Annotated in this window: 25 protein-coding genes; 5 read left to right on the top strand and 20 right to left on the bottom strand. The window is 71.4% G+C overall.

Features of this window, described 5'->3' with window-relative positions; translation table 11 throughout:
* From VGB24_RS06660 to VGB24_RS06670, 3 genes are all read left to right on the top strand, one after another.
* The coding region (locus VGB24_RS06660) for a hypothetical protein (protein WP_331072178.1) at positions 1-406 on the top strand (406 nt) is incomplete at its 5' end.
* A 168-nt stretch (positions 407-574) separates the two neighbouring features.
* Positions 575-1,825 carry an aminoacetone oxidase family FAD-binding enzyme gene (locus VGB24_RS06665; RefSeq protein ID WP_331072179.1) on the top strand — a complete coding sequence of 417 codons (1,251 nt, stop codon included), beginning with the start codon at positions 575-577 and terminating at the stop codon, positions 1,823-1,825.
* The gene (locus tag VGB24_RS06670) at positions 1,822-2,322 is read left to right on the top strand and encodes a thioesterase family protein (protein WP_331072180.1); all 501 of its coding nucleotides are present in this window, start codon (positions 1,822-1,824) and stop codon (positions 2,320-2,322) included. The genes VGB24_RS06665 and VGB24_RS06670 overlap by 4 nt, the downstream gene beginning before the upstream one ends.
* A 59-nt stretch (positions 2,323-2,381) precedes the next feature.
* Here the strand turns inward: VGB24_RS06670 and VGB24_RS06675 are convergent, their stop codons facing one another.
* The 6 genes from VGB24_RS06675 to VGB24_RS06700 form a co-directional block, all read right to left on the bottom strand.
* Entirely contained in the window at positions 2,382-3,890 is a 1,509-nt protein-coding gene (locus VGB24_RS06675; protein WP_331072181.1) for a pitrilysin family protein, read from the bottom strand.
* Positions 3,887-5,275, bottom strand: coding sequence for a pitrilysin family protein (locus tag VGB24_RS06680; RefSeq protein ID WP_331072182.1), 1,389 nt, complete (start codon positions 5,273-5,275; stop codon positions 3,887-3,889). Before VGB24_RS06680 ends, VGB24_RS06675 begins: the two co-directional genes overlap by 4 nt.
* Positions 5,276-5,365: 90 nt before the next feature.
* Positions 5,366-5,812 (bottom strand): PIN domain-containing protein, encoded by a 447-nt coding sequence (locus VGB24_RS06685; protein WP_331072183.1) that lies wholly within the window; start codon positions 5,810-5,812, stop codon positions 5,366-5,368.
* Entirely contained in the window at positions 5,809-6,744 is a 936-nt protein-coding gene (locus tag VGB24_RS06690) for a hypothetical protein (RefSeq protein WP_331072184.1), read from the bottom strand. The genes VGB24_RS06685 and VGB24_RS06690 overlap by 4 nt, the downstream gene beginning before the upstream one ends.
* 65 nt (positions 6,745-6,809) lie before the next feature.
* A complete protein-coding gene (locus VGB24_RS06695; RefSeq protein ID WP_331022546.1) occupies positions 6,810-7,145 on the bottom strand; it encodes a tRNA-binding protein in 336 nt (111 codons plus the stop codon).
* 54 nt (positions 7,146-7,199) lie between these two features.
* Positions 7,200-7,964, bottom strand: a complete 765-nt coding sequence (locus VGB24_RS06700; RefSeq protein WP_331072185.1) for a thioesterase II family protein — start codon at positions 7,962-7,964, stop codon at positions 7,200-7,202.
* A gap of 173 nt (positions 7,965-8,137) precedes the next feature.
* Here VGB24_RS06700 and VGB24_RS06705 point away from each other — a divergent pair, with 173 nt between their 5' ends.
* Together VGB24_RS06705 and VGB24_RS06710 are read left to right on the top strand one after the other, a co-directional pair.
* Entirely contained in the window at positions 8,138-8,605 is a 468-nt protein-coding gene (locus tag VGB24_RS06705) for an EVE domain-containing protein (protein WP_331072186.1), read from the top strand.
* Positions 8,606-8,829: 224 nt separating this feature from the next.
* Entirely contained in the window at positions 8,830-10,206 is a 1,377-nt protein-coding gene (locus VGB24_RS06710; RefSeq protein ID WP_331072187.1) for an HD-GYP domain-containing protein, read from the top strand.
* Here VGB24_RS06710 and VGB24_RS06715 read toward each other — a convergent pair.
* From VGB24_RS06715 to VGB24_RS06780, 14 genes are all read right to left on the bottom strand, one after another.
* Positions 10,203-11,459, bottom strand: a complete 1,257-nt coding sequence (locus VGB24_RS06715) for a GGDEF domain-containing protein (RefSeq protein WP_331072188.1) — start codon at positions 11,457-11,459, stop codon at positions 10,203-10,205. The two genes, VGB24_RS06710 and VGB24_RS06715, sit on opposite strands and share 4 nt — an antisense overlap.
* 154 nt (positions 11,460-11,613) lie before the next feature.
* Positions 11,614-12,108 (bottom strand): DinB family protein, encoded by a 495-nt coding sequence (locus VGB24_RS06720; protein WP_331072189.1) that lies wholly within the window; start codon positions 12,106-12,108, stop codon positions 11,614-11,616.
* Positions 12,105-12,455, bottom strand: coding sequence for a histidine triad nucleotide-binding protein (locus tag VGB24_RS06725; RefSeq protein ID WP_331072190.1), 351 nt, complete (start codon positions 12,453-12,455; stop codon positions 12,105-12,107). Before VGB24_RS06725 ends, VGB24_RS06720 begins: the two co-directional genes overlap by 4 nt.
* A gap of 762 nt (positions 12,456-13,217) precedes the next feature.
* Positions 13,218-14,087 (bottom strand): 50S ribosomal protein L11 methyltransferase, encoded by an 870-nt coding sequence (prmA, locus tag VGB24_RS06730; RefSeq protein ID WP_331072191.1) that lies wholly within the window; start codon positions 14,085-14,087, stop codon positions 13,218-13,220.
* Entirely contained in the window at positions 14,084-15,232 is a 1,149-nt protein-coding gene (dnaJ, locus tag VGB24_RS06735) for a molecular chaperone DnaJ (RefSeq protein WP_331072192.1), read from the bottom strand. Before dnaJ ends, prmA begins: the two co-directional genes overlap by 4 nt.
* A 16-nt stretch (positions 15,233-15,248) precedes the next feature.
* Positions 15,249-16,295 carry a heat-inducible transcriptional repressor HrcA gene (gene hrcA / locus VGB24_RS06740; RefSeq protein WP_331072193.1) on the bottom strand — a complete coding sequence of 349 codons (1,047 nt, stop codon included), beginning with the start codon at positions 16,293-16,295 and terminating at the stop codon, positions 15,249-15,251.
* Between the two features lie 67 nt (positions 16,296-16,362).
* Positions 16,363-17,577 (bottom strand): radical SAM family heme chaperone HemW, encoded by a 1,215-nt coding sequence (gene hemW, locus VGB24_RS06745; protein ID WP_331072194.1) that lies wholly within the window; start codon positions 17,575-17,577, stop codon positions 16,363-16,365.
* 358 nt (positions 17,578-17,935) lie between these two features.
* On the bottom strand, positions 17,936-19,108 hold the full coding sequence (dprA, locus tag VGB24_RS06750) for a DNA-processing protein DprA (protein ID WP_331072195.1): 1,173 nt from the start codon (positions 19,106-19,108) through the stop codon (positions 17,936-17,938).
* Positions 19,109-19,215: 107 nt separating this feature from the next.
* Positions 19,216-20,241: a GTPase ObgE gene (gene obgE / locus VGB24_RS06755; RefSeq protein WP_331072196.1), complete on the bottom strand. Its 1,026-nt coding sequence runs from the start codon at positions 20,239-20,241 to the stop codon at positions 19,216-19,218.
* Positions 20,242-20,605: 364 nt separating this feature from the next.
* Positions 20,606-21,214, bottom strand: a complete 609-nt coding sequence (locus tag VGB24_RS06760) for a carboxymuconolactone decarboxylase family protein (RefSeq protein ID WP_331072197.1) — start codon at positions 21,212-21,214, stop codon at positions 20,606-20,608.
* A complete protein-coding gene (locus tag VGB24_RS06765; RefSeq protein WP_331072198.1) occupies positions 21,207-22,211 on the bottom strand; it encodes an asparaginase in 1,005 nt (334 codons plus the stop codon). Before VGB24_RS06765 ends, VGB24_RS06760 begins: the two co-directional genes overlap by 8 nt.
* Before the next feature lie 178 nt (positions 22,212-22,389).
* Positions 22,390-24,039 (bottom strand): S41 family peptidase, encoded by a 1,650-nt coding sequence (locus VGB24_RS06770; protein WP_331072199.1) that lies wholly within the window; start codon positions 24,037-24,039, stop codon positions 22,390-22,392.
* 67 nt (positions 24,040-24,106) lie between these two features.
* Positions 24,107-24,769 carry a dTMP kinase gene (gene tmk, locus VGB24_RS06775; RefSeq protein WP_331072200.1) on the bottom strand — a complete coding sequence of 221 codons (663 nt, stop codon included), beginning with the start codon at positions 24,767-24,769 and terminating at the stop codon, positions 24,107-24,109.
* Positions 24,770-25,277: 508 nt separating this feature from the next.
* Positions 25,278-26,212: hypothetical protein (locus VGB24_RS06780; protein WP_331072201.1), on the bottom strand; the 935-nt coding region annotated here is incomplete at its 5' end.

Below are 26,212 nucleotides of genomic sequence, written 5' to 3' on the forward strand. Positions count from 1 at the left end.
TGTGGACGCGAAGGACGTGTTGCCCTCGACTGACACCACCACGGGGCGCTCGTTACAAAAGCACTCCCAAGACCCAGGTTTTCAAAACATCGCGCGAGCCGCTGGCCCGCTTCTCAATTCGCACCCGGCCAGTTTCACCCGGCCGCCGCGTTCAGTCCTTCAATCTACCACCCTCGAACCTCTCGGTCAAGGGGTGGGCGGCGATTACTTTCTCGTCTTTCGTCCGCCCGACACTTCCTGCAACGCCTTGAATCTACTCGATTTCGGGCGCTTGGTCAAGGGAGGTTTTTCCGAATTTCTCATCCTGGGCCGACCCGCCGCCGTTTCCGGCGACAGCCCTACAACATATCAGCCTCTCCAACCCCCGTCAACCCCGTTCCGAAGCCTTTCCGGCCGCTCGTGCTGACAGGTGGTTCCGCAGGGGGTGCCAAGTATAGTGTTCCGCCTCTGGGAGGTCAAGAGGCTCGTTGCGCATCCGCACGACGAGCGTGGCCGCGGCGCAGTTCTCGCCCGGCGTGGGCGTGTCGGCTATTGTAACGGCTGGCGACCAGCGCGTGCACATCGAGAGGAGAACGTGACGGATCTGCCGGTGGTGGTGGTGGGCGCGGGGGCCGCGGGAACGATGGCGGCGATCTTCGCGGCGGCGCAGGGGCGGCGCACGCTGCTGGTGGAGCGCACGCGGGATGGCGGAAGAAAGATCCTGATCAGCGGAGGCGGGCGCTGCAACGTGCTGCCGTCGCGGGTGGACGCGGGACAGTACTTCAGTGAGTCGTCGCGCAACACGCTCAAGAAGATGCTCCTTTCGTGGCCACTGGCGGACCAGCGCCGCTTCTTCGAGGATGAGGTGGGGATCCGGCTGGTGCTGGAGGAGGAATCGGGAAAGCTGTTTCCCGCCAGCAACAGGGCCCGCGACGTTCGCGACGGGCTGCTGGAGCTGGCGCGGCGGCGGGGTACCGAAACGGTGTTCGGCAGTTCCGTCGCGGGGCTGCGCCCCCCCGTCGCCGGGGAGCCCTGGACGGTTCTCCTGGAGGGCGGGCGCGAGATCGCCGCGGGGGCCGTGGTCATCGCGACCGGAGGGCTGTCGGTGCCGGCGACGGGAAGCGACGGCACCGGGCTGCGCATCGTTCGGCAGCTTGGGCATACTCTACACGACACGTACGCCGCGCTGACGCCGCTGACCGCGCAGCCCCCGGTGCACACCGACCTTGCTGGCGTGTCGCTGGAGGTAGAACTGGAGGCGCCGCTGCAGAAGGGCAGCCTGCGGGCGCATGGCGGGTTCCTGTTCACCCACCGCGGATACAGCGGCCCGTCCGTGCTGAACGTGTCGCATCTTGCCGTACGCTCGGCGCACGACCCGGCGCGGCGGCAGCCGATCTACGCGCGCTGGACGGAATTGGACGCGACCGCGTGGGAGGCGGTGCTGTTGGAACGCGGCCCGGGTGCGGTGGGTTCGCTGGTCAGGCGCCACCTGCCGCAGCGCCTCGCCGACCGGCTGCTATACGAGGCGGGCGTGGACCCGGAACGAACGCGGTCGCAGCTGCGGCGGGAAGAAAGGGCGCGGCTGGTAGAGGTCCTCGCGCGCTATCCCCTGCCCTGGACAGGGGACGAGGGATACAAGAAGGCCGAGGTGACCGGCGGGGGCGTGCCGCTTTCGGAGGTGGACCCGCGGACGATGGAGAGCCGCGTGGCTCCGGGGCTGTTCCTCTGCGGCGAGATCCTGGACTGCTTCGGGCCGATCGGCGGATACAACTTTTTCTGGGCGTGGGCCACCGGCCGGGCCGCCGGGCTCGGCGCGGCAGCTTCCCTCCAACCGTTGCCGTCATGAGCGAGACCGCACCGTCCGATTCCCATCCGCAGTCGCCTTCCCCCTTCGTCGATGCAGAGGCCGTGTTGCGGGCGGAGTTCCCCGTGGTCGTGGAGATTCCCGTCGCGTGGGCGGAAATGGACTACTTCCGCCACGTGAACCACGCCGTCTTCTTCACTTACTTCGAGAGCGCTCGAATCCGCTACCTGGACCTGATCGGCTTCCGCGAGTTGACGGATGAGGTGCAGACCGGGCCGATCCTCGCGTCGGCCCACGCGCGATTCCGCCGGCCCGTGACCTATCCCGACACGCTGGTCGTAGGCGCACGGACGACGGAGCTGGGCGGGGACCGCTTTGCTCACGAGTACCGCGTGGTCAGCCGGGCGCTGAACGACGTGGCGGCTTCGGGCGGGGCGTTGCTGGTGTCGTACGATTACGCGGCGGGCGCCAAAGTGCCGGTTCCGGAGGGAGTACGGGCTGCAATCCGGGACTTGGAGGGAGAACGGGTGAGCGCCTGAAGGTCGAGCATCGAAGAGAACCCGGTCCGCGCCTGCCTGCCGCGGACCGGGTTCTTCGTTCAGCGGACGCGCTCGCCCGCGGGTGACCAGACTTCCACGTCGCCCAGGTTGAGGGCGCGGATGGGCGCCTCGATCTGCGCCAGGTCACCCGCTACCACGATGGTGGCCGCGCCGGGGGTGAGCCGCGCCCCGCCGACGCGAGTCACGTCGCCAGGCGCCACGGCGGCCAGCTGCTCGCGGTAGGTGGCGTAGTAGTCCATCGGCAGCCCCCACACGAGCAGGTTCTGCATCCGCTGGGCGAGCCCCTGCACCGTTTGCACTGAGGCGGGAAAACTGCCCACCAGGTTGCCCGTGGCGCCCGTGAGCTCCTCCGCCGGCACCGGCTCCTCGACGATGCGGCGGTACTCGCGCACGGACTCGACCAGGGCCGAGTCGGTGGCGTTGGTGCGCACGGACGAGTGGATGAACAGCGTACCGGCGCCCCGCGCCGGGTTGAAGTTGGCCCACGCGCCGTACGTCCACCCGTGCCGCTCGCGCAGGTTCTGGTTGATGCGCGCGTTGAAGGCGCCGCCCAGCACCTGGGTGAGCGCGGTCAGGCGGATGACGTCGGGGTCTTCGGCGCCGGGGGCGGCCTGGCCCACGCGGATGTGGGACTGCACCGAGCCGGGACGATCGACCAGGATCACCCGCGTGCGCTGCGCCGGGCGCGACGGGTTGGGCTTGCGCACGAGCCGGGGCGCCGCGCCGCGCCAGCTTCCGAACGCCTGCCGGGCGATCTGCCGCGCCTCATCCGCCGTCACGTCGCCCACCAGGAGCAGCGTAGCCGCGGCGGGCACGTACATCGTCCGGTGCCAGCGCACCACGTCGTCGCGCGTCACCTGGCCCAGCGTGGCCGCGGTGCCGCCGGGAAGGCGCGCGTAGGGCGCCTGGGCGGCGAAGACGGCGCGGGCGAAGGCCTCGGCCGCGAGGCCCTCGACGGTGGACTGGCTCTGCACGTGGGCCGTGATGGCCTGCTGCTTCACCCGCTCGAAGTCGCGGGCGGGAAAGGCGGGCGCGGTGACGGCCTGGGCGGCCAGGCCCAGCGCCTCGGCGAACGCGGGCTTGAGCGCCGCGACGACGGCGAAGGTCGAGTTCTGTCCCGCGCCTGTCTGGAACTGCGCCCCCAGCCGTTCCATCCGCTCCGCCAGCTCGGGGCCGGGGAGCGCCGCAGTCCCCTCGGGAAGCAGGTTGGCGGTGAGCACGGCGAGGCCGTTGCGCTCGGCGGGCTCGTGCTCGGCGCCTGCTTCAAGGATCAGCCGGCCGGTGACCAGCGGCACCGAGGCCTGCCGCACGACCACCACGCGCAGGCCGTTCTCCAGCCGGAACTCTTCGATGGGCGGCAGCGTGTACGGCCGGGGCGCACCGAGCGTGGGCGGCTCCGCGACGATTTCCAGCGCGGGCCGCGCGGGAGCTGGCTCGGCCGGCGCGGGGACCGGCGCGGGCTCGGCGGGAGGCGCGGGCGGCGTGCAGGCGGTGGCGGCTGCCAGCGGGGCGGCCGCGAGCAGCCGAAGCAGGGTCGTCCGGCTCATCGGGGGGCTCCTTCTCGTGGGGCAGGGACGAAGACGAGGACGGCGCGGTTGTCCGGGGCAAGGAACTCGCGGGCCAGCGACGACACGTCGTTCACCGACACGGCACCCAGCGCCGGGAGGTAGCGGTTGATCCATCCCGCGTCGCCGTACACGACCGCGCCCTGCGCCAGGACGTCGCCGCGCCCGCCGAAGCCGCCCATCGCCTGCAGCTGGTTGACGAGGTCGAACGTGGCGGCGGCGCGGGCGCGCTCCAGCCCCGCCGCGTCGATGCGGGCCGCCACGCCGTGCACCTCGGCCAGGAGGGCGGCCTCGAGCGAATCGGCGTTGGCGCCGGGCTTTCCGGTGGCGCCCACCACCAGCAGGTCGGCGTCTTCCACCAGTTCGAAGTTGAACGAGAACACCTGCGTGGCCACCTGGCGGTCGCGGACCAGCGAGGTGTAGAGCGGCGACGAACGCCCGCCGGCCAGCAGCTGTGCCAGCAGGTTCACCGCCGGGGCGCGCGGGTCCCGGGCCGGCGGAACGCGGAAGCCCACGTAGACCGCCGGCGCGGGCGCGTTGGCGTCGGGAATCACCTCGCGGGGCGAGGCGCCGAGGCGGGGCGGGAGCGGAACGCGGCGCACGGGGGGCGGCTCGGCCCCGCCGGGGATGCCGCCGAAGTAGCGGCGCACCATCTGGCGCACCTGTGGCACGTCGATGTCGCCGGCGATCGCCAGGACGGCGTTGTTGGGAACGTAGTAGGTGCGGAAGAAGCTGCGGACGTCCTCGATGGACGCGTTCTCCAGGTCTTCCATGGAGCCGAGCACCACGTGGCGGTACGGGTGCTCCTCGGGATACATGTGGACGAGAATCCGCTCGATCCACCGGCCGTACGGCTGGTTGTCCATCCCCTGGCGGCGTTCGTTCTTCACCACCTCGCGCTGGTTGGCCAGCTTGCCTTCGTTCAGCGCCTCGTCGAGGGTGGCCATGCGGTCGGCCTCCAGCCACAGCGCCAGTTCCAGCGCGTGCGAGGGCACCTGCTGGAAGTAGTTGGTGCGGTCGAAGCTGGTGGTGCCGTTGATGTCGCTTCCCGCGCGGGCGCCCACCGCCTCGAGCAGGCCGAAGTGGCGGCCCTCGGGCGCGTTGCGCGAGCCGGTGAAGAGCATCAGGTGCTCGAACAGGTGCGCGAACCCCGTGCGGCCCCGCACCTCGTGCTTGGAGCCCACGTCGTACCAGAGCACGGTGGAGGCGACGGGGGCGGAGCGGTCGACGGAGTAGATGACCTTCAGCCCGTTCGGCAGCGTTTCTTCTTCGTATTCCAGCCGGACGGCGGGCGGCGCCTGCGCCTCCAGCGGCGCGCACGGAAGCGCGGCCAGGAGGAGCGGGGCCAGGACGAGGATGGGTTTCATCGGCGGCTCGGGAAGGTGGATGTCCGCATCGGGGGCAGCCCCGGCAAGGTAGCCGGGACGGCGGATGGCGACAACGTGCGCCCTACGGGATCAACGGAGCGTGGCGGGATCGATCCACTCGCGCTGGAGGTGCGAGGGATGGAGCTTGTCGAAGTCGCGGTCCGTCGTCAGCAGAACCGCGCCTGTCGCTGCGGCGGTGGCCGCAATCCACAGATCGTTCTGCTGCCCGATCGGCGTCCCCGACCCGGCAAGGTGTGCGTCGATGGCGGCATACGACTGAAGGATCGGCTCGCGGTTCAGGTCCACGATGACCAGGTTCTCCATCGCGTCCGCGAGCCGCTGCAGCTTCGGCCCGCCCCAGCCGTTGCGCTTGGCCATCGCGAGGCTCTCGCCTACGGAAACCACGGAAAGCAAGGGCGTGCCGCGGCGGGAACGCAAGGCGAACCGCGCTTCGATGCGCTCCGCGGCGATCCCTCCCCGCGCGAGGTGGACGAGGACGTTGGTGTCGAGCAGGACGAGTCCGCGGGCAGCGGTCACGAGATTTCCTCGAGCATCGCGAAGATCTCATCTTCCGATTCCTCGCCGGGCCACGCACCGATGAAGGCATTGATCCCGGACCGCGAGCCCTGCCTGCGGACCTCGCGGTCAGGCGATCCTCCGAACAACGGCCGGGGGGCTTCGGACCACATCGAGAGAGCGTGCTCGTCCGCCGGTTCCAACAGGTCCGCGTCGATGCGCAGGAGCGAGCCAGACGGGCGGAATTGCGCCATTCCGCCCACGATCGTCGCCCGCCCAAAATGCGGAGCGAGTTCGTCCGGGTCGCCCTCGGCCAGGATGCCGCGGATGACCTCGCCCGATTCCATGACGAGCGTGAAGGCGCGGTCGCTGTGCCGGATGGCGTCGACCTTTCCGGCCACACGAACTCGCTGCGGCCGGGGTGTCTGCTTTTGCAGGCGCTCGGCCGCGGCGATCCCGGCGGGAGTAATCATCACCGGGGCTGAATCCGGCCGGCCGTTGCGCAGTTCCACGGCCTGAACGCCGTGCCTGAAAACCTCGCGGAACTCGCCGAACGTCCGCAGCAGGGGCGAATCGTATGCGTCGCTGTCGCCGTTTCCCGCCTGCGCGTCGGCCAGGCCACGGCCCATCAGCGACAGTGCGGAGCTGGCGGGGTCCACCGACGGAAAGAGCTCTTCCTGGGCGAACTTGTGGGGAAGCGCTTCACCCAGCGTGGGAATCCGCAGCTCCACACCGGGCAGGCCCGCGTGGAAGCCGGACATCTGAAACCCCGCGGCCGTGCTGACCCACGCGGGCGGAAATCCCCCCTTCGCGGAGCTCCGCCCCTCCAGACGCAGCCGGACGGCGCCCTTGGCTCCGCGATCGACCGCGTCGAGGAGGTCACGCACCAAGGCGCCGGGCAGCCCCGCGCCGGGGCTCCGGTAGCCGTGCAAAAGCAGCGTGTAGTTCAGCATGGCGCGCCTCCGCGTTGGGGAGACTGAAACTTACGCCTTTTATTCGGCCGGGATCAAGGGTTGAATCAGAACACGCGGCCGCCGAGCGGCGTGTCCAGGTCGGGAGCGAGCAGGACGACGGCTCCGTCGGGATCGGGAACGCCCAGCACCAGGACCTCGGACATGAAGGGGCCGATCTGGCGCGGCGGGAAGTTGGTGACGGCGATCACCCGCCGGCCGACCAGCTGCTCGGGCAGGTAGTGCACGGTGATCTGCGCGCTCGACTTCCTGATCCCCAGCTCCGGGCCGAAGTCGATCCACAGCTTGATGGCCGGCTTGCGCGCCTCGGGAAAAGGCTCGGCGCGCTCCACGCGGCCCACCCGCATCTCCACCTTGTGGAAGTCCTCGTAGTCGATCGTCATCGGCTGCGGTTCGTCATCTGGCGTCGGAACGGACGCACGTGGCCAGGTTTCCTGCTATAGCGCGTGGAGAACGTCGTGCAGGTCCGCCGAGAAGACGCGAAGAAACGCCTCGCGGTCAGCCTGGTGGAAGAAGTGGCCGCCGGGGAACATGCGCACCACGAACGGGCCGCGGGTGTGGCGGCCCCATGCCTCGATGGCCTCGCGGCTGGCCTTGGCATCGGCGACGCCCCCGTAGGCGGTGATGGGGCAGTCCAGCGGCGCTTCGTCGCCGAACTCGTAGGTCTCGTGCAGGGCCACGTCCGCGCGCAGGACGGGAAGCAGCATCTGCACGAGTTCGCGGTGCTCCAGCAGCTCGCGCGGCATACCGCCCAATTCCATCAGGTCCGCCAGGAACTCGTCGTCCGGCAGGTGGCCGATGGGGGGGTCCTGCGCCGGCACGTCGGGCGCGCGCCGGCCGCTGGCGAACAGGTGCCGCGGTCCGGAAAGGCCTCGCGCCCGCAGCGCCCGCGCCAGCTCGAAGCCGATGAGCGCGCCGTTGCTGTGCCCGAACAGGGCCCAGGGCAGGTCCAGCCAGGGGCGCACCGCATCCGCCAGAGCGGCGACCAGCGGGTCCAGGCGGTCGAACGGCTTCTCGCTGAGGCGGTTCTCCCTCCCGGGAAGCTGCACCAGGCACACCTCCACCTCCGGCGGCAGCACGTCTGCCCAGCCCCGGAACGCCGAAGCCCCGCCGCCCGCGTGCGCGATGCAAAAAAGACGCAGCCGCGCCCGCGGGTTGGGCCGCGGGCGCGAAATCCACTTGTCGGTCGTGCTGGTGCTCATAGCTCCTCTCCTGTTCCGCCAAGAAGCGGACCAAGCTATCGACCGGGGGTGGTCTCGTACAGTGCAGAGCGTCGGCCCTTCATGGGTGGATGGGGACTAATCCGCTTGCCTCGCGCACCGGCGCGCGCCAAGATGGGGCGCTGGACATCCACCTGCCTCACGGACCTGAACCGATGCCGCGCAACTGGCTGCTGAAGAGCGAGCCCGAGGTATACTCCATCGACGACCTGCAGCGCGACGGGCAAACCACGTGGGAGGGGGTGCGCAACTACCAGGCGCGCAACTTCCTTCGCGACGACGCCCAGCCCGGCGACCGGGTGCTGTACTACCACAGCAACGCCGATCCCCCCGGCGTGGCGGGGCTGGCCACGGTGGCGCGCGCGGGGTATCCGGACCCCACCGCCCGTGATTCCGAGAGCGACTACTTCGATCCCAAGGCATCGGACCAGGACCCGCGCTGGTACATGATCGACGTGGCGTTCGCCGAGAAGTTCCCGGGGGTGGTGTCGCTCGACGCCCTGCGGCAGACGCCCGGGCTGGAAAAGATGCTGGTGATCAACAAGAGCCGCCTTTCCGTGCAGCCGGTGACGGACGAGGAGTTCGAGATCGTGGTGAGGCTGGGACGGCAGGGGAGTGCGTGAGTGCGGACAGGGGCCGCGACGGGAATCGTCGCAGCCCCTTGTTGTCATCCTGGCGGAGCGGCCGCGCCGAGCCGTGCAGCGACCGCAGCCATGGTGACTTCCGCACTCACGCACTCACGCACTCACGCACTCACGCACTTCCCCTCCCTCGCGGTACAATTCATGATCTTCTGCGCACCCGGGGGCGGGAGGCGGAAACAGACCCGGGGCGCACGATGGCGGAGATGACGAGCGGAGCGGGCGGCAGCGTGGGAGACCCGGTACTGGCGGCGCTGGACCAGGCCGCCGCCGCGCACCGCGCGCGCGAATCGGAGTGGCGGGCCCACCAGACGGCCACCGAAGAGGCACTGCGCGAGGCACAGGCAGCCCTGGAAGCCGAAGAGGCCGAGTGGACGGCCGCCCGCGCGCGGCTGGAAGCCGACCTGGCCATGGAGCGGGCCCAGGCCGAGCGCCACCGCCACCGCGCCGAGTGCCTGGAGCGCGCCCTCCGCGAAATCCATGGCGCGCTGTTCAGCGGCGACGTCTACGCGCTGATCCTGCGGGCCTGCCTGACCATCACCCAGGCCACCCGCGGCGTCTACGTCACCAGCGCCCCGGGAAGCGAGCGCCTCCGCGTGCGCGCCGCGATGGGGATCACGGGGATGGAGTTGGGCGACGCGTCGCCCACCATCGCCGCGCTCTGCCGCCAGGTGCTGGAATCCGGCGAGACGCTGGTAAGCAACGACGGGCGTCCGGAAGGCATTCCCGCGCCCGCGAAGGCCGAGCAGTTCCGCAACTTCGTCGCGGCCCCGGTGGTGCTGATGTCGGACCTGCACGGGGTGATCATCGCCGGCGACCGGGAGAGCGGCGAGTTCGACCACCAGGACGTCGACTCGCTGCTGGCCGTGGGCGACCAGGCCGCGGTGGCCGTGCGCAACCGGCGCCTGGAGCGCGAGCTGCAACGGGCCTATTTGTCGACGGTGAGCATGCTTGCCGACGCCATGGAGGCCAAGGACCCCTCCACGCACGGGCACTGCGAGATGGCGTCGCGCTATGCGCGGATGGTGGCGGAACGAATGGAGCTCCCCTCGCACGAGCTGGCCGTGGTGTGCTACTCGGCCCTGCTTCACGACGTGGGGAAGATCGGCGTGAGCGACGGCGTGCTGAACAAGCCGGGGCCGCTGCTGCCGGAAGAACTGGAGCTGGTGAGGGCGCACGTGCGGGTGGGGCACGACCTGCTGATCACGGTTCCCGCGCTGGGCCCCGTGGCCGACGTGGTGCTTCACCATCACGAATGGTACGACGGCAGCGGGTACCCCGACGGACTGCGCGGCGAGGAGATTCCCCTCGCCGCGCGCATCGTGTCGGCGGTGGACGCGTACTGCGCCATGATGACGCGCCGCAGCTACAAGGAAGCCTACACCGCCGACCACGCCCGCGCAGAGCTGGAACGCTGCGCGGGCACGCAGTTCGATCCCCGGGTGGTGCAGGTGCTGCTGGAGGTGCTCGACGATCCCCGGGCGGAGGACCAGGACGACGACTTCGACGCGGAGTGCGGGCTGCTCCCCAGCTTCGTCCCCTTGGCGGAGCGCGGGGAGCTGGCGGGGATCACCTTCGGCTAGTGGGCCGGACGCCGGCTGGCGCGCCCATCGTACAGGCGCCGGTCGGCCAGGCGGATCATTTCCTCGGCGCTCGCCATCTCGGGCGTGTAGGCGGCCACCCCCGCGCTGATCCCCACGCGCGTGCCCAGCCGCTTGCGCAGCCGCTCCACCAGCAGGTGCCCGCCCTCGGCCGTGCCCCCCGTGAGCAGCGCCAGGAACTCGTCGCCGCCGAAGCGCACCACCACGTCCGACGCGCGCGCCTCGTCGCGCAGCGCCTCGCCCACGGCGCAGAGGAGCTCGTCGCCCGCGTGGTGGCCCAGGGTGTCGTTCACTTCCTTGAAGCCGTCCAGGTCCAGCACCACCACGGCCAGCGGATCGCCCCGCCGGGCCGCGGCCCACGCGTGCGCCAGCATCAGCTCCATGTGGCGGCGGTTGCCCAGCCCCGTCAGCGGGTCCGTCAGCGACAGGGTGCGCACGTCCTCCAGCAGCTTCAGCCGGCGAAGCGCCATCTGCGCCTGCAGCGCCAGGGCGCGCAGCACGTCCCAGTCTTCCGGCTCGAAGATGCGCTCGTCGCGGCGCTCCGTGAGCACCAGCACTCCCTCGCCGCCCACCGGCACGTGCGCCACCAGCACCGTGTGCGGGTCGCCGAACAGCGGGGCCGCGCCGGGGATGGCGCCGCCGGGGCGCGCGTCCTCGGACAGGATCAGCCCGGGCGCGGCGAAGCGGTCGTCCCACGCCATGCACACCCGCGCGCGGCAGGCGCACGGCTCGGTGGGCACGGGCGCCCGCAGCAGGCCACTGGGCTCGCGCATCAGCGCCACCGACGTGTGCGCGCCCACGATGCGCAGCGCATGGTCCGCCAGCGCGCGCATCACCTGGCCGTCGTTCTCGGCCGCGTTCAGCTCCTCGAAGTAAACGATCAGCTGGTCGGGGAGCCGCTGCCGCTTTTCGGTGCGCAGACGCTCGCGCATGAACACCGCGGCGCCCACGGCGGCCCGGTCCATCAGGTCGGGGTCGTGCCGCCCCTGCGGAACGCGGCCGGCCACGGCGCCGGTTACCAGCACGCCCTCGCCGTCGGGCCCGTCCAGCAGCAGCACCAGGTCTTCCCCACGCTCCACGCGCTCGGGAAGGCCGTCGTTCATCTCCATCCGCTCGGGAGATACGTCGCGGCGCCTGTTGGTGCGCCGCGTGGCGACGTCTCCGCCGGAGATCCAGCCGGTGGGCCGCGCCATCACCAGGCGAAGCCGCCGGTCATCCGTCCGCCGCACCTGCATATGTAGCCTTTGCGAAAAGCCGTGGACCGCGCGTCGCCGCGCGGCTGCTCCGGCGTGCCTATCTCGTTGTCATTTCGTAAGATACCTGAATCTACACATGTTTCCATTTCCGGTCAACGGGCGTCCCCTCGCGGGGACGGGTGCCGCGCGGCGGTCAGCCGAAGCTCTTGCGGAGAAGCGCCGCCTGGCCCGCGTGATAGGCGTAGTGCTGGGCCGTGCCGTGCAGCATTACCGCGAAAGACACCCCCGCACCGAGGGGACGGTCGCGTTCGTCGCCCACCCGGGAGGACAGTTCGTCCGGGGGAAAGGCCTCCACGGCCTCCAGCAGTTCCGCGTGTGCGCGGGCCAGCCCGTCCAGCGCCGCCCGCCAAGGCTGCTCGCCGCCCGCGAACGGGGGCCAGTCGCCGTCCTCGGGGTCGCGCGCCACCCGGTCGACGAGGCGCCGGGCGACCTCGCGCGACCACGAGCCCAGGTGCAGCACCAATTCGCCGATGGAGTGCGCACCGGGCAGCAGGCGCGCGGCAGCCTGCTCGGCCGTCACGCCGTCCAGCACTCGCCGGAGCGGCTCGCCGTGCCAGGGATCGCCGTCCCAGGCGCGGCGAAGCTCGTCGAGAATGGTATCGCGCTCCGCGGCGCCGGCCCCGCTCACGCGGTCCCGTGGCCATGCAGCTGCCGGCCGCCCATGACGTGAATGTGAAGGTGCGGCACGGTCTGCCCGCCCTCGTCGCCCACGTTGATCACCACGCGGTAGCCGCTCTCCGCGACCCCCTCCTGTTCCGCCACCTTCTTGACCACCATCAGCAGGTGTCCCGCGATGGCGTGGTCTTCGGGCGCCAGGTGGGCGATCGAGGGGATCGGCTTGCGGGGGATGACCAGCACGTGCACCGGGGCCGCGGGGTGAAGGTCGCGGATGGCGATGCAGTGCTCGTCCTGGTAGACGAAGTTGCCCGGGATCTCGCCGTCGATGATGCGCGTGAAGATCGTCTTGTCGGCCATGCGTCGTCGCCTCTGGGATGATCGGATGCGGTAACTGCGGGGCGGGAAATGTAGCGGTGGGGGATGCGGGCGGAACAGGACAGGGGAGGGCGACACTCGCGCGGATCGAGCGTGTGAGCGTCGACGCGCGCAACAAAGGAACGGGCGCGGCCCCTCGCGTGAGCGGGTGTACCCGCGGCTGGAAAAAAGCGGAAAGCCCCGACACGGGCCGCTCGCGCGTCCCGTTCGGGGCTTCACCTGCACGTCGGGGATGGGGCCGGGCGGACGAAGGCATGGTCGCGCACGTCCCTGAACGACCACTGGAGTAAGCCAGTCCGCGCAGGCGGACTTCGTGTGGTTGTTGCAGCGAATTCATTCGCCCGTGCAGGGCCGGCCCACTCCTCAGAACCAATGGTGATGCCGGGGCCCGCGGGCGGTCCGAGGTCCACGGTTTTGTGACCGCTGCCGCGCCCGGGCGATTACCCTTCCGCAGCTAGATCCTTCGCCCCGCACGGTCCGGTTTGCGGGCCGATTTCGGTGCGCTTGGGGCTCAGGATGACTGGGTACCGCGTGCGCCCCCGGATCGTCAGGCAGGGCGGTTTCGGTGCGCTTGGGGCTCAGGATGACAGGGTGCCGTGTGCGCCCCCGGATCGTCAGGCGGGCCGGTTCGGTGCGCTTGGGGCTCGGGATGACAGGGTGCCGCGTGCGCCCCCGGATCGTCAGGCAGGCCGGTTCGGTGCGCCTGGGGCTCAGGATGACAGGGTGCGGGGCGTCGGCGGGTCGTCAGGCGGGCCGCAGGAGGGCGCTCCACCACTCCTCTTCCTCGTCGATCTCCGCGACACGGAAGCCGGCCGCCTCGGCGTCGTGCACCACCAGGGGTGACTCGGTGCGCAGGATGCCGCTGACGATCAGGCGCCCCTCGGGCGTGCCGCCCAGCGCCGCGTGAAAGGCGGGAAGCAGCGGGCGGATGACGCCGCTGAGGATGTTGGCCAGGACCAAGTCGAACGGCCCCAGCTCGTCCAGCAGCGCGGCATCCGCCATCTGCTCCACGATCTCCACCCGGTCCTCGACGCCGTTCCCCTCCAGGTTTTCGCGCGCGTTCAGGTTGGCGTCGGGATCGTACTCCACCGCGATCACCTCGCGCGCCCCCAGCCGCGCCGCGGCGATGGCCAGGATCGCCGAGCCCGAGCCCACGTCCACCACCCGGTCGCCGGGCCTGAGCACGTCGTCCAGCAGCCGCAGGCACCCGCGCGTGGTGGCGTGCTCGCCCGTGCCGAACGCCATCTGCGGGTCGATGTCGATCACCACCTGCCCCGGGCGCGCATCCCACTCGCACCACGTCGGCTTCACCACGATGCGCTCCGTCACCTGGCGCGGACCCAGCCCCTCCTTCCACTTGCGGGCCCAGTCCTCGTTCTCCTGCCAGCGCCACGACACCTCGGGCGCCGCCGCCGCGGGAAGCTCGCCGCGCAGCCGCTCGGAAAGTTCGCGGACGAAGGCGTCCACGTCACCCGGCTCGGCCGCGTACGCCACCAGCCCGCCCTCGGCCTCCAGCACCGCGCCGCCGCCGTACGGCGCCAGCACCTCGGCGACGAGCGGAAGCAGGTCGGGATCGGCGGTGCGGACCACCAGGACCAGCCAGCGGTCCGTCACGCGGCGAAGGCGTCCTTCACGCGGTCCCACAGCCCCTTGGTGCGACGCGCGCCGGGCACCGGGCCCTCCAGCTGGGCCAGGCGGCGGAACAGCTCCTCCTGCTCGGCGCTCAGCTCGGTGGGCGTCCACACGTTCAGGCGCACGTACTGGTCGCCGCGCCCGCCGCCGCCCAGGTGCGGCAGCCCCTTGCCGCGAAGGGTGATCACTTCACCGCTCTGCGAACCCGCGGCGACCTTCACCTTTTCGTCGCCGTACACCGTGGGGATGGTCACGTCGCCGCCCAGCGCCGCCTGGCTGAACGAAACGGGAAGCTCGAAGAGCAGGTCGCTCCCCTCCCGCTGAAAGCGCGCGTCGTCCTCCACCTCGATCACGGCCAGCACGTCGCCGCGCGGCCCGCCCCGGGGGCCCGCGTTGCCCGCGCCGCGCAGCGTCAGGTAGTTGTCGCTGCTGACCCCGGCGGGGATGTCGACGGCCACGGTGCTTTCGCCGCGCTGGCGGCCGTCGCCGTTGCACGAGCGGCACGGGTTCTTGATCGTCTTCCCCTCGCCGCGGCAGGTGGGGCACGCGCTGGCGCTGACGAACTGCCCGAAGACGCTGCGCTGCACCGTCCTCACCTGGCCGGCGCCCTGGCAGGTGGCGCAGGTCTGCACCCCGCCCTCGTCGGCCGAGCCGGTCGCCTTGCAGGTGTCGCAGGGGTCCAGCGTGCGGATGAGGATGGTCTTGCGGACGCCCGTGGCCACCTCCAGCAGGGTGATGGGCACCTTGATCTGCAGGTCCTTGCCCTTCTGCACGCCGCCACGGCCGCGCCGCTGCCCGAAGAGGTCTTCGAAGCCGCCGCCGCCGAAGTCGCGCATGAAGATGTTCAGCGCGTCCTCGAACCCGAAGCCGCCGAACCCGCCGCCGCCCCCCGGCGCGCTGGCGCCGCGCTTGACGCCCGCGTGGCCGTAGCGGTCGTAGAGCGCACGCTTCTCGGTGTCGCGAAGCACCTCGTACGCCTCGGTGGCTTCCTTGAACCGGTCCTCCGCCGCCTTGTCGCCCGGGTTGCGGTCCGGGTGGTACTGCATGGCCAGCTTGCGGTAGGCCTTCTTGATGGACTCGCCATCGGCCGTCTTTTCGACGGCGAGAACCTCGTAGTAGTCTTTCATCGCGGTGCTCATGATTTCACATCAACAGGTCCGAGACCATCGACGACGTGCTTTCCACGACGGCGATCACCCGCTCGTACGGCATGCGCGTGGGGCCGATCACCCCGATCACGCCCTTCAGCCCGCCCACGTGGTACTCCGACGTTACCAGGGTGAAGCCCGAGAGCGCCGGATCGCGGTGCTCCACGCCGATCGTCACCTTCAGCCCCTCGCCGTCCACCCGGCCGGCGACCGCGCTCTTCAGCAGGTCGCGGCTTTCCGTCAGCGTGATCAGCGAGCGAAGGCGCTCGCCGCTGCTGAACTCGGGCTGGTCGGCCAGCACCGAGGCGCTGCCCAGGTGAAGCTCGTCCGTTCCCACCGGGGCGAACCAGTCTTCGGCCGACTGCAGGAACACGTTCAGCAGCTCCGAGCCGGGATCGCCCGAGGCCACGGTGTCGCGCAGGCGGTCCGGGAGCGTTCCGCGGATGGCCCGCAGCGTGTGCCCGGCGAGCCGCTCGTTCAGAATGTGCGCGACCGAGGCCAGCGTGCTGGGCGGCAGGCTGGCGGGCACGTCGACGAACACGGTGCGCACCCCGGCGGCCCGCAGCGTCATCACCAGCAGTACCTTGGCCTCGGAGACGGGAAGCAGGTCCAGCCGCTCCAGCACGGCCTCGTCCAGCCGCGGCGCCACGGCGATCCCCAGCTCCTGCGTCAGCAGCCCCAGCACCTGCGCGGCGCGGCGCAGCAGCCGCTCCACCGCGGCCACGTCGCCCCCGGCGGCCAGTTCGTGGCGCAGGGAGGTGCGCTCCGCCTCGCTCAGGGCGCGGCGGTCCATCAGGCTGTCCACGTACAGGCGATAGGCCATGTCCGTGGGCACCCGCCCCGCCGAGGTGTGCGGGTGGTACAGGTAGCCCTTTTCCTCGAGGTCGCTCATGGTGTTGCGCACCGTCGCCGGCGAAATGCCCAGCTTGAACCGGCGCGCCACGGTGCGGCTGCCCGTGGGCTCGGCGGTTTCGACGTAGGTGCGGATCACCGCCTCGAGGATCTGGTGCTCGCGCTCGGAAAGAGGTTCTCCCGTGGTCATCTGCGGCACGAAGGCCTTTTGAGTTCCAAGCAAAACCCGATCAATCTGCCCTCCCCCGGCAAGGGCGTCAACCCGCGGCGCCGCTTGCGCTTCGTGCGCCCGCGGCGGCCCGCACGAGAGTGGGACGCGCGTCCTGCTCGGCCGCCCCGGCCATCTGCACGGCAAGACCATCCAGCAGCAGCCAGCCCTCGACCGTCAGACGCAGCCGTCCGTCTCGCTCGTCGGCCAGCTGCCGGTCTCTCCATCCCGCCGCCAAACGGCGGACCGCGTCGCCCGCGGGCTCCATCGGCCAGCCCTGGTCCGTTCGCAGCAGCAGCCACGCACGCTCCAGCCCGCCTGTATCCTCGTCCACCACCTCTTCGCCGTCGGTGGGAGGACGGCCGGAGGTGATCCTGTCGCGATAATCGTCCCAGCTACGCACGTTCCAGCGGCGCAGCGGGGGATAGAAGGCGTGCGACCCCGGGCCGAGGGCCGCGTACGGCTCGCCCGTCCAGTAGACGAAGTTGTGCCGCGAGCGCAGCCCCGGCCGGCCGAAGTTGCTCACCTCGTAGTGCTCGAAGCCCGCGCCGCAGAGCGTATTGTGCGCCAGCAGGTACTCGTCGGCGTAGCGGTCTTCGTCCGCCAGCGTTTCGCGGCCCTCGCCCACCCAGCGCCCCAGCGGCGCGGCGGCCTCAGCGGTCAGCCCGTAGAGGGAGACGTGCTCGGGCTCCAGCAGCAGCGCACGAACCAGGTCGTCGCCCCAGTCACGCCCCAGGCGCGACGGCACGCCGAAGATCAGGTCCACGCTCACGTTGTCGAATCCCGCCGCGCGCGCCGCGTCGAACGCCCGGGCGGGGCCGTCCACGCCGTGAAGGCGGCCCATCCATCGCAGCGTAGGCTCGTGAAAGGTCTGCGCGCCCAGCGAGATGCGGTTCACCCCGGCCGCCCGCCATCCGCGCGCCACCTCGGGCGTAAAGCTCTCGGGATTGGCCTCGCACGTCCACTCCGCGGCGTCGTCCCACTCCGCCCAGGGCCGCAGGCGGTCGCGGAGGGCGGCCATGGCGCCCGGCCCCAGCAGCGACGGCGTCCCCCCGCCGATGTAGACGGTGTCCAGCCGCAGCGGCGATCCCCAGCCCCGCTCATCGGCCAGCATGCGCATCTCGCCGGCGATGGCGTCCAGCCAGGCATCCACCGGCGGATCGCGCATGGCCTGCACGGCGAAGTCGCAGTACGAGCAGCGCCGCGTGCAGAACGGCACGTGCACGTACAGCGACCGCGGACGGGCGGACGGGAGATCAGGCAACACGTTGGAGAGCATGGGGGTAACGACACCCGAACCCGCCGCGCGTTCCCCTCCACCAGCCGGCGGACCGGTACGAGCACCCGCCCAAACACCAAGGGCCTGTCATCCTGAGCCCCAGGCGAGCGACACCAGCCCACAGACGATCCCATGCGGGGCGAAGGATCTAGCCGCGGCTGCCTTTCAGCCAGAGCGCGGTAGCGGTCACAGAATCCATGGCCGCACCTACTCGCCGGTGCCAGCCGCCCGCGCGGGCCCCAGCTCCCGGCGCGCAAAGACGTAGACCAGGAGCAGACGACGGAATCCACTACGCATGACGGCCCGCGAACGAGAAGGTGATGGATGTCCGCGGCGAGGATCGTCATCGCAGCTTGAAGTGCTTGCCGGGCAACGCCTCGGCAAGGTCGTGAAGCTCCAGCCCCAGCAGCGCCGCCAGGGTGCCGCTGACACCCAGCCCGGCCTCAGCCGCGAGCGCGTCCACGTGGCGCGGATCGGGGCGAAGCACGCCGAACACACGCAGTTCGTCGCCCGCCAGCGCGACCGGGGGCAGGGTCGGCGTTGAGGACGACAGCCCCGCGGCGGGGCGGCGCTCGTCCGCGTGCTGCGGTACCAATCCCACGCCGTGCAATTCTTCCAGGATGTCGCGCGCGGACGTCACCAGGCGGGCTCCATCCTTCAGCAGCTGGTTGGTCCCCGCGCTCGCCGCCGAGGCGATGGGGCCGGGGACGGCGAACACCTCGCGCCCGAGTTCCAGCGCGAAGTCCACCGTGTGCTTGGCGCCGCTCTTCTCCCCCATCTCCACCACCAGCACGCCCGCGCTGAGCGCCGCAATCAGCCGGTTGCGCCGGGGAAAGTTGCCCGCCAGCGGCTGCTCGCCGGGCGGCAGCTCCGAAATCAGCAGGCCGTGCTCGCGAACGCGGCGGAACAGGCCGCGGTTCTCGGGTGGATACGCGCGGTCGATGCCGTGCCCCAGCACGCCTACGGTGGCGCCGCCCGCGTCCAGCGCCGCGGAGTGGGCGACCGCGTCGATGCCCTTCGCCATTCCGCTGACGATGACGTAGCCGGCGCGCGCCAGTTCGTGCGTCAGCCCCGCGGCGGAGGCGCGGCCGTACGGGGTGGGCGCCCGCGTGCCGACGACCCCCACGCCGGGACGGCGCAGCAGCCCGAGGTCTCCCGCGGCGTACAGGACGAAGGGTGGATCGGGAAGGGCACGAAACGCCTCGGGATAGGCCCCGTCATCGGAGATGATGGCGGTGGCGCCGACCTCGGCGAGAACGCGAAGCGCCTCCCGCGCCCGCGCCCGGCCCTCGGGCGTGCCCGCGCCCGCCACGCGCCGCGCGAACTCGGGGCCGAAGCCCGGAACGGCGGCGATGGCGGCGGCGGGCGCGGAAAGGATGCGCTCCGCCGAGCCGAACCGGGCGATCAGCGCGGCCAGCCGCGCCGGCCCGATCCCCGGGACGATGGCGATGCGAACGACGTCTTCGAGGGCGGCGCTGGCCAGCGGCATGATCGAGAGCGGACGGCGGGAACCCATGTCCGCTCTGTCCGGCGGACGACTGATCCGCCGAAGCTACCTACGCGGTGATCCGGACGGAAGGGGCAGCCGAAAACCCGGACCACACGTGTCCCCACCGGGTCGCGTCAGGGGCGCCAGGGCTCTTCTGCTTCGTCCCCGCGCTCCGCGGCCAGGGCGGCCGCGGCCTGGGTCCACAGCGCCTCCAAGAAGGGATCGAGCCCCTTCTGCGCGACGGACGAGATCGAGAACTGGCCCCAGGCAGCGGGCGCATCCACCCGCGGCTCCGGCCAGTCCGGCGGCAGCAGGTCGGCCTTGGTGAACACCACGCAGTGCGCCTTGGCCGCAAGCTCCTCCGAGTACTCGCGCAGCTCGGAGCGCAGCTTGTCGTACTCGGCCTGCGGCTCCAGCGCGTCGCCCGGAATCATCAGCGCCAGCGTGCGGGTGCGCTCGATGTGGCGCAGGAACTGGTGCCCCAGCCCCTTGCCCTCGTGCGCGCCCTCGATGATGCCGGGGATGTCGGCGATGACGAACGAGCGATTCCCGGACAGCTGCACGACGCCCAGGTTGGGTGTGAGCGTGGTGAACGGGTAGTCCGCCACCTTGGGCGTGGCCGCCGACACCGACGAGAGAAGGGTGCTCTTGCCGGCGTTGGGCTCGCCCACCAGCCCCACGTCGGCGATCAGCTTCAGCTCCAGGGCGATGCGCCGCGCATCGCCCGGCTCGCCGGGATCGGCGCGGCGGGGGGCCTGGTTGGTGGCGGTGGCGAAGCGCGCGTTCCCCCAGCCGCCCTTGCCCCCGCGGGCGATGACGATCTCTTCGCCGTCTTCCAGCAGCTCGCCCAGCAGCTCCTCGGTTTCCACGTCCCGGATGACGGTGCCGGGGGGCACGCGCAGCACCAGGGGCTCGCCGCTGCGGCCGGTGCAGTTGGCGCCCGCGCCCTTCTGGCCGCTCTCGGCCTTGTACTGCTGGCGGTAGCGATAGTCCAGCAGCGTGGTGAGCTGGCCGTCGGCGCGAAGGATGACGTCGGCGCCGCGTCCCCCGTCGCCGCCGTCGGGGCCGCCGCGCGGGGTCATCGACTCGCGCCGCATGGACGACGCGCCCGCGCCGCCGTCGCCTGCCTTCACGTTGATCTCAGCGTAATCCAGGAACACCGCTTTGCCTCACTCCCAAATGGATATATCGCCGCGCCGCCAGTCCGACCCGGCGCGTGCATGAAAACGTGCGGAATGGCCCACTTCCGGTGCGCGACCCTGGTTCCGGCGCACGCGACGGCTTCCCTCGCCTGCTTCGGCGCGCTTCGGCCAGTCCGGCGCACTCCCCGGCTGCCCTCTCCCCCCGGCCCCCTCTCCCGCAAGCGGGAGAGGGGGAGAACTGCACGAGGCTCCGGGCGCGCCACATGGTTCAACTCACACCCAACAAGCCTGTCCGCGAAGGCGGACTTCGTGTGGTTGTTGCAGCGAATTCATTCGCCCGCGGCGCCCGTGACCCGCATCCGTGCCGATCGAGCCCCCCGACCTACTCCCCCGCCCTGACCCGGATCTCCCCCCACAACGCGCGCACCTCCGCCGCCCGATCGTCGGAGATCATCCCGCAGGCGATCTCGACGGCCTCGTCCACTTCGGCCACGGTGGCGCCGGCGTTCAGCGAGCCGCGAAGGTGCGAGTGAAGCTGGCGCGGCACGTTCCACACCGCCAGCAGCGCGGCGATGCACAGCTCGCGCGTCTTCAGGTCCAGCCCCGGCCGCCCGATCACCCGTCCGTACCCACCCGTCACCATCCACCCGTCGAAGTCCGGGTGCAGCCCGCGCACGTTCTCGCGCAGCTTGGCGTAGTTGCCCCCGTAGACGGTGGAGCACACCCGCTCCCCGCGCACCTCCCAGCCGGACGGGCCCTCGCGGATGGGCTCCGGCGCCGGGCAGCCGCTCAAGTTCCGCCACAGGGCGATGGCGTTCAGCGCGTCGGGAAAGCCCACGAACAGGTGAGACTGAAGGAGAACTTCCTCCACCTCCACAGGGTCCGCCGAGACCACGGCGGACTGCAGGGCGGCGCGGATGGCGCCCGTGTCGCGCGTGGCCAGCGAGGCGGCGACGCGCAGCAGCACCGCCCGGCCGGACGCGTCAGGCATCCGCCGCGCGAAGGCGGATGGCGGGGTGCACCTCGCCCGTCACCTCGCCGCGCGTGTTGGTGATCTCGCGGAACACGTACCGGTGAAGCGCCCCGAAGTCGTCCTCCGAAATCAGGTCCAATTCGCGCAGCACCCCCGCGACGGCCGGCGCCAGGGCGCGGTTGGTCCCGTCCTCCACCTTCAGGGCGATCCCCAGCTCCGCGCCGGGGCTGCCCACGCAGTACACGCCCTCGGCGCCCACCTTGGCGAAGATGCGCCCCTCCGTCAGCCGCGACAGTTCCGTGCAGATGCGCCCCTCCCCCGCCACCATCTCCGGGTGCGCGGCCATGGCCTCCACCACCGTGGCCGGCCCGCGCTCGCCCCGCCGCGCCGCGGCCGACAGCGACGCGTAGGCCAGCGCCATCTGCCGCAGCGGCATGGCGTAGCAGACCACGCCGCACCCGTCCACCCCCAGCCCGATGGCCTCGGCGGGCATCCGGGCCCAGCGCGCGACCTCGGTCAGCAGGCGCGCCTGCACCGGGTGCTCCAGCAGCTGGTATCCCTCCGGGTCCCAGCCGCGGGCGCGGGCGACGGCCATCATCCCCGCGTGCTTCCCCGAGCAGTTGTTGTGCAGCCGCCCCGGCTCCAGCCCCTCTTCCGCCAGCGCGCGCCGGGTGCCGTCGTCGAACGGGGCGTGGGGGCCGCACGCCAGCGCCTCGGCCGTCAGCGCGATCTTTTCCAGCAGCCCCTCCACCGTCCGCACGTGGCCCAGCGATCCGCTGTGCGAGCCGCAGATGACGGCCAGCTCGGCGGGCGTGAGCCCGAAGCGGTCGTAGGCGCCGTCGTCCACGACCGGGACGGCCTGCAGCGGCTTGGCCGACGAGCGCCAGAACGTCACCAGGTCGGGATCTCCCGAGTACGCGCGCAGCGTACCTTCGGCGTCCACCACCGCCACGTGCACCCGGTGGCGGCTTTCCACCACGGGGCCGCGGGTCACCTCTACGAAGCTGTCGGACATCGCCGGAACGTCGGGTCGAATCGTTTGCGAAGGAAGCCGCCCGCGCGGGGCGGCGCTTGGGCGTAAAAGAAGGGGAGGAAGGGCACCATGAGCACCCCTCCTCCACTCCCCAGCAGCTCCGACAGAAGGCCCGCGAGCAGTCCCGCCGGCGAAGGTTACGGCAGGCGCCGAAACCCCATCAGCGGCTGCGGGACGCCGCCGCGGGCTGCTGCTGCGCCGCGCGGAGCAGCGCCTGCGTGTTCGGCGCCTGCTGCAGCAGCCGGATGGCCTCCTGCAGCACGCGGTCCGTCGGGTCGTCGCGGCGCGCCGCCACCGACACGCCGAACTTGCTGCGCGCGATCTCGTCGATCAGCCGGGCGTCGATGAAGCGCTGGGCGCCCTGGAACACCTCCCAGGTCACGTCCACCCCGGCCGCGCGCAGGCGGTCGTAGAAGCCGCGGCGCATCTCCGGCGTCACCGCGAAGTCCGGCCGCAGCTCCGGGTGGGCCCGCTCGTACGCCACCGCGTAGGCGAAGAGCGCGTTCTGGAACTTGGCGGCGCTGCGCGAGGCCACGCGGAAGAACTCCTTCTCTGCCTCGACCGCGGTGTCCTGCCGCACGATCAGGTCGGGGACGATGCCGCCGCCGCCGAACACGGTGCGCCCGCTGTCGGTGCGGTAGGGCACCTTCCTGGTGGTGTCCGCGGCCGTTACCGGCGTGCCGTCGGCGCCCAGCACCTCGTCGTCCTCCTCGACGCGGGCTTCCTCCTGCCCTTCGCCGCGCGTGGCCTCCTTCTGGATGGAGCGGCCCACGGGCGTGTACCACTTGGCGGTGGTGATCTTCAGCGCGTTGCCGCCTGACAGCGGCAGCAGCGTCTGCACCGAGCCCTTGCCGTACGTGGTGGTGCCCAGCACGATGGCACGGTCGTGGTCCTGCAGCGCGCCGGCCACGATCTCGGCCGCGCTGGCGCTGTAGCCGTCCACCAGCACCGCTACGGTCAGCCCCTCGTACGCCTGGTCGTCGGCGGCGCGGTAGGTTTCGCTTTCGCGCGGGTCGCGGGCGCGGATCTCCACGACGGACTCGCCGCGCTTCAGGAACAGGTCCGACACGCCAACGCCCTGGTCCAACAGGCCGCCGGGGTTGGCGCGAAGGTCCAGCACCAGCGAGCGGGCGCCCTCGGAGCGAAGCCGGTCGATGGCCGCACGCAGCTCGGTGGTGCTGGTGGCGCTGAACATCACCAGGCTGGCGTAGCCCACGCCGGGAGCCACCATGTACGCGTGCGGAACCGAGCGGACGTGGATCTCTTCGCGCACGATGGTGAAGGTGATGGGCTGCTCCACGCCCACGCGCTGCACCTTCACGGTCACGGGCGTTCCCTTGCGCCCGCGCAGCCGCTGCACGGCCTGGTCGTCGGAAAGGCCCTCGGCGCTCTGGCCGTCGATCTCCAGGAAGCGGTCGCCCACCCGCACGCCCGCGCGCTCGGCGGGGGTTTCGGGAAGGATGCCCACGGCCGTCACCCAGCCGTCGCGCGACGAGATCTGGATCCCCAGCCCGCCGTACTCGCCGCTGGTCTGCAGGTGCAGCTGGGCGTACTCCTCGGCGGTCATGAACGACGTGTGCGGATCGCCCAGCTCGCGCAGCAGCCCCTCGACCGCCTTCTGGTACAGCTCGGCCTCGGACTGCGGCTCTACGTAGCGCTCCATCACGTGCGTCATCACCTCGTCGAACAGGCGGGCGCGCGCGAACACGCTTCCCCCGCCGTTCACGTCCTGCTGCAGCAGCCAGCCGCCCGAAACCAGGGCCATGCCGGCGACGAGCGCGGGCGCCACGACGGTACGCTTCAACTGCATGGGGCCTCCAGATGCATGCTTCCGATCAATCATTCAATACGGCCGCGGCCAGGGTGCCGCGCTCCGTTCAGTACCTGATAACCTGCGCCGCGGGAAAGGTTTCGGGAAACCTCGCCGCCAGCGCCTGCAGCACGCGGTGGTGCACCTGCTCCTCGCCGCCGATGGCATCGATCCGCACGATCCCGGCCACCCGTGCCTCGTGGGCGCGGTACCCTTCGGCGACCCGGCGGTGGAACGCCGCCTCTTCCCGCTCCATGCGGTCGGCGGCCTTTCCCGCCGCCCGCTGCCGCTCCGCGCCCACCTCGGGGTCCACGTCCATGAGCAGCGTGGCGTCGGGCTCCAGGCCGCCGGTGGCCACGCGGTTGCAGGCCTCCACCTCGTCCAGCGGCAGCCCGCGCCCGGCGCCCTGGTAGGCCAGCGTCGACAGCTCGAACCGGTCGGCGATCACCACCTTGCCGGCCTGCACCCCGGGCCTCACCACCTGCTCCACGAAGGCGGCGCGCGCCGCCAGCATCAGGAACAGCTCGCTGCGGGCAGGCACGTGCAGGTCGGCGGAAAGGACGATTTCGCGAATCCGCTCGCCCAGCGGGGTAGATCCCGGCTCCCGCGCCACCACCACGTCCGCGCCGCGCGCGCGCAGCCACGCCGCCAGCCGGGCCACCTGGGTGGTCTTTCCGGAGCCTTCCACCCCTTCGAAAGCAAGGAACAGGCCCCGTTCAGGGTCGGTCATGGGCTGCGGTCGAGGGATGCTGGGGAGCGACGTGGCGCGTGGCCGGGACGGCGTGCGTGCCGGTCGAGGGAGGGTGCGTGTCGGCGGCGCGCGGCGCAAGGGTACAGGGCTGAGTCGATGGACACCGAGCGGGGGTTCGGCTGAGGCCGGTGCACCCTGCGGGTGGCCCCTCCCCCGGCCCCTCCCCGCACAAACTGCGTGCGGAGAGGGGGGAACTTCGAGCCCGACTCGACGGGGTGCCTCGCATGCCGCGGGTGCCCCTTCTCCCGGCCTCTCCCCCGCAAACCGCGCGGGAGAGAGGAGCCTTTCTTCGAGGTTCGACGGGCTGCCTCGCATGCCTCCGGGAGCCCCCTCCCCCCGGCCCCCGTCCCCCGCTGCGCAGGGGAGGGGGAGACCTGAACTGCGCTTCGGCCGGCCTGATGCACTCGACCGCGCGTGCATTCCGCGAAGGCGGACTTCGGGCCCTTGTTGCCGCGACTTCAGTCGCCCCAGCAGGGCCGGGGCCAGCTCAGCCCTTTGCCGCAGCCTCGCCTTGCGTGGCCGACGCGTCCTGCGGGGGCGCCTCGTCCGCCGAATCCGAGACGATGACCAGGGGAGCCACGGGGACGCCGGTCGCGACGATGGCGCCCGCGGGCACCTCCGGTACGTCCGGGACGGGCGCGGGCACCGGCGGGCTCGCGGGGGCGGGCGCGGGCGTCTCCTGCGCGCCGCTCTCGGGAACCAGGCTGCGGATGAGGTCCTGCACCTGCTGCTTCACGTCCGCGCCCGCCGCGATCTGCTCCTGGAGCTGCACCAGCTTGCCGGCCACGGCGAGGCGCGCTTGCGCCGCATCCTCCTGCGCCCGGGCCGCGACGGCCTGCTCGCGAACGGCTGCCTGCTCCTTCTGTCCTCCGCTGAACAGGTCTTCCAGCGTCTCCACCAGCCGGTTCAGAATCCGGTACACCGCCTGGGCAGAGAACCCGCCCAGCAGCGCGATGGTCGGCTTCGCGAGCACCTGCGCATCCGGGCTGTCGATCCCCTCCGTCGGCACCATCGCCACCAGGATGAACCCCGCGACCACGCCCAGGAACACCTTGATCCAGTACGCCGGGGCATCGTCCGGATCGAACGTGCCCTTCGAGATGGTTTCGTTGATCTGGAAGAGCACCGCGAATGAAGCTCCGACGCCGGCGGCGGCCAGCCAGTAGACGTTCTCGACGAATGCATGCGCGACCTGTGACATCTGCGCCTCGGCGCCGCCAGGGCCGACCACGATCAGGTGGTAGATGCTGAACACGATGAAGGCCAGCACGCATCCCATCGAGAACAATACCAGCTGCCGGACGACGGAAACCGGGCCCAGCGACCCGAGCCGGCTGGGCGCGTGATGGCTGCGGTCCAGCAGGTAGAGCGTGGACGGGCTCGCGGGGGCGGGCGCGGGCGTCTCCTGCGCGCCGCTCTCGG

It is taken from the genome of Longimicrobium sp. (assembly GCF_036399935.1).
Lineage (GTDB): Bacteria > Gemmatimonadota > Gemmatimonadetes > Longimicrobiales > Longimicrobiaceae > Longimicrobium.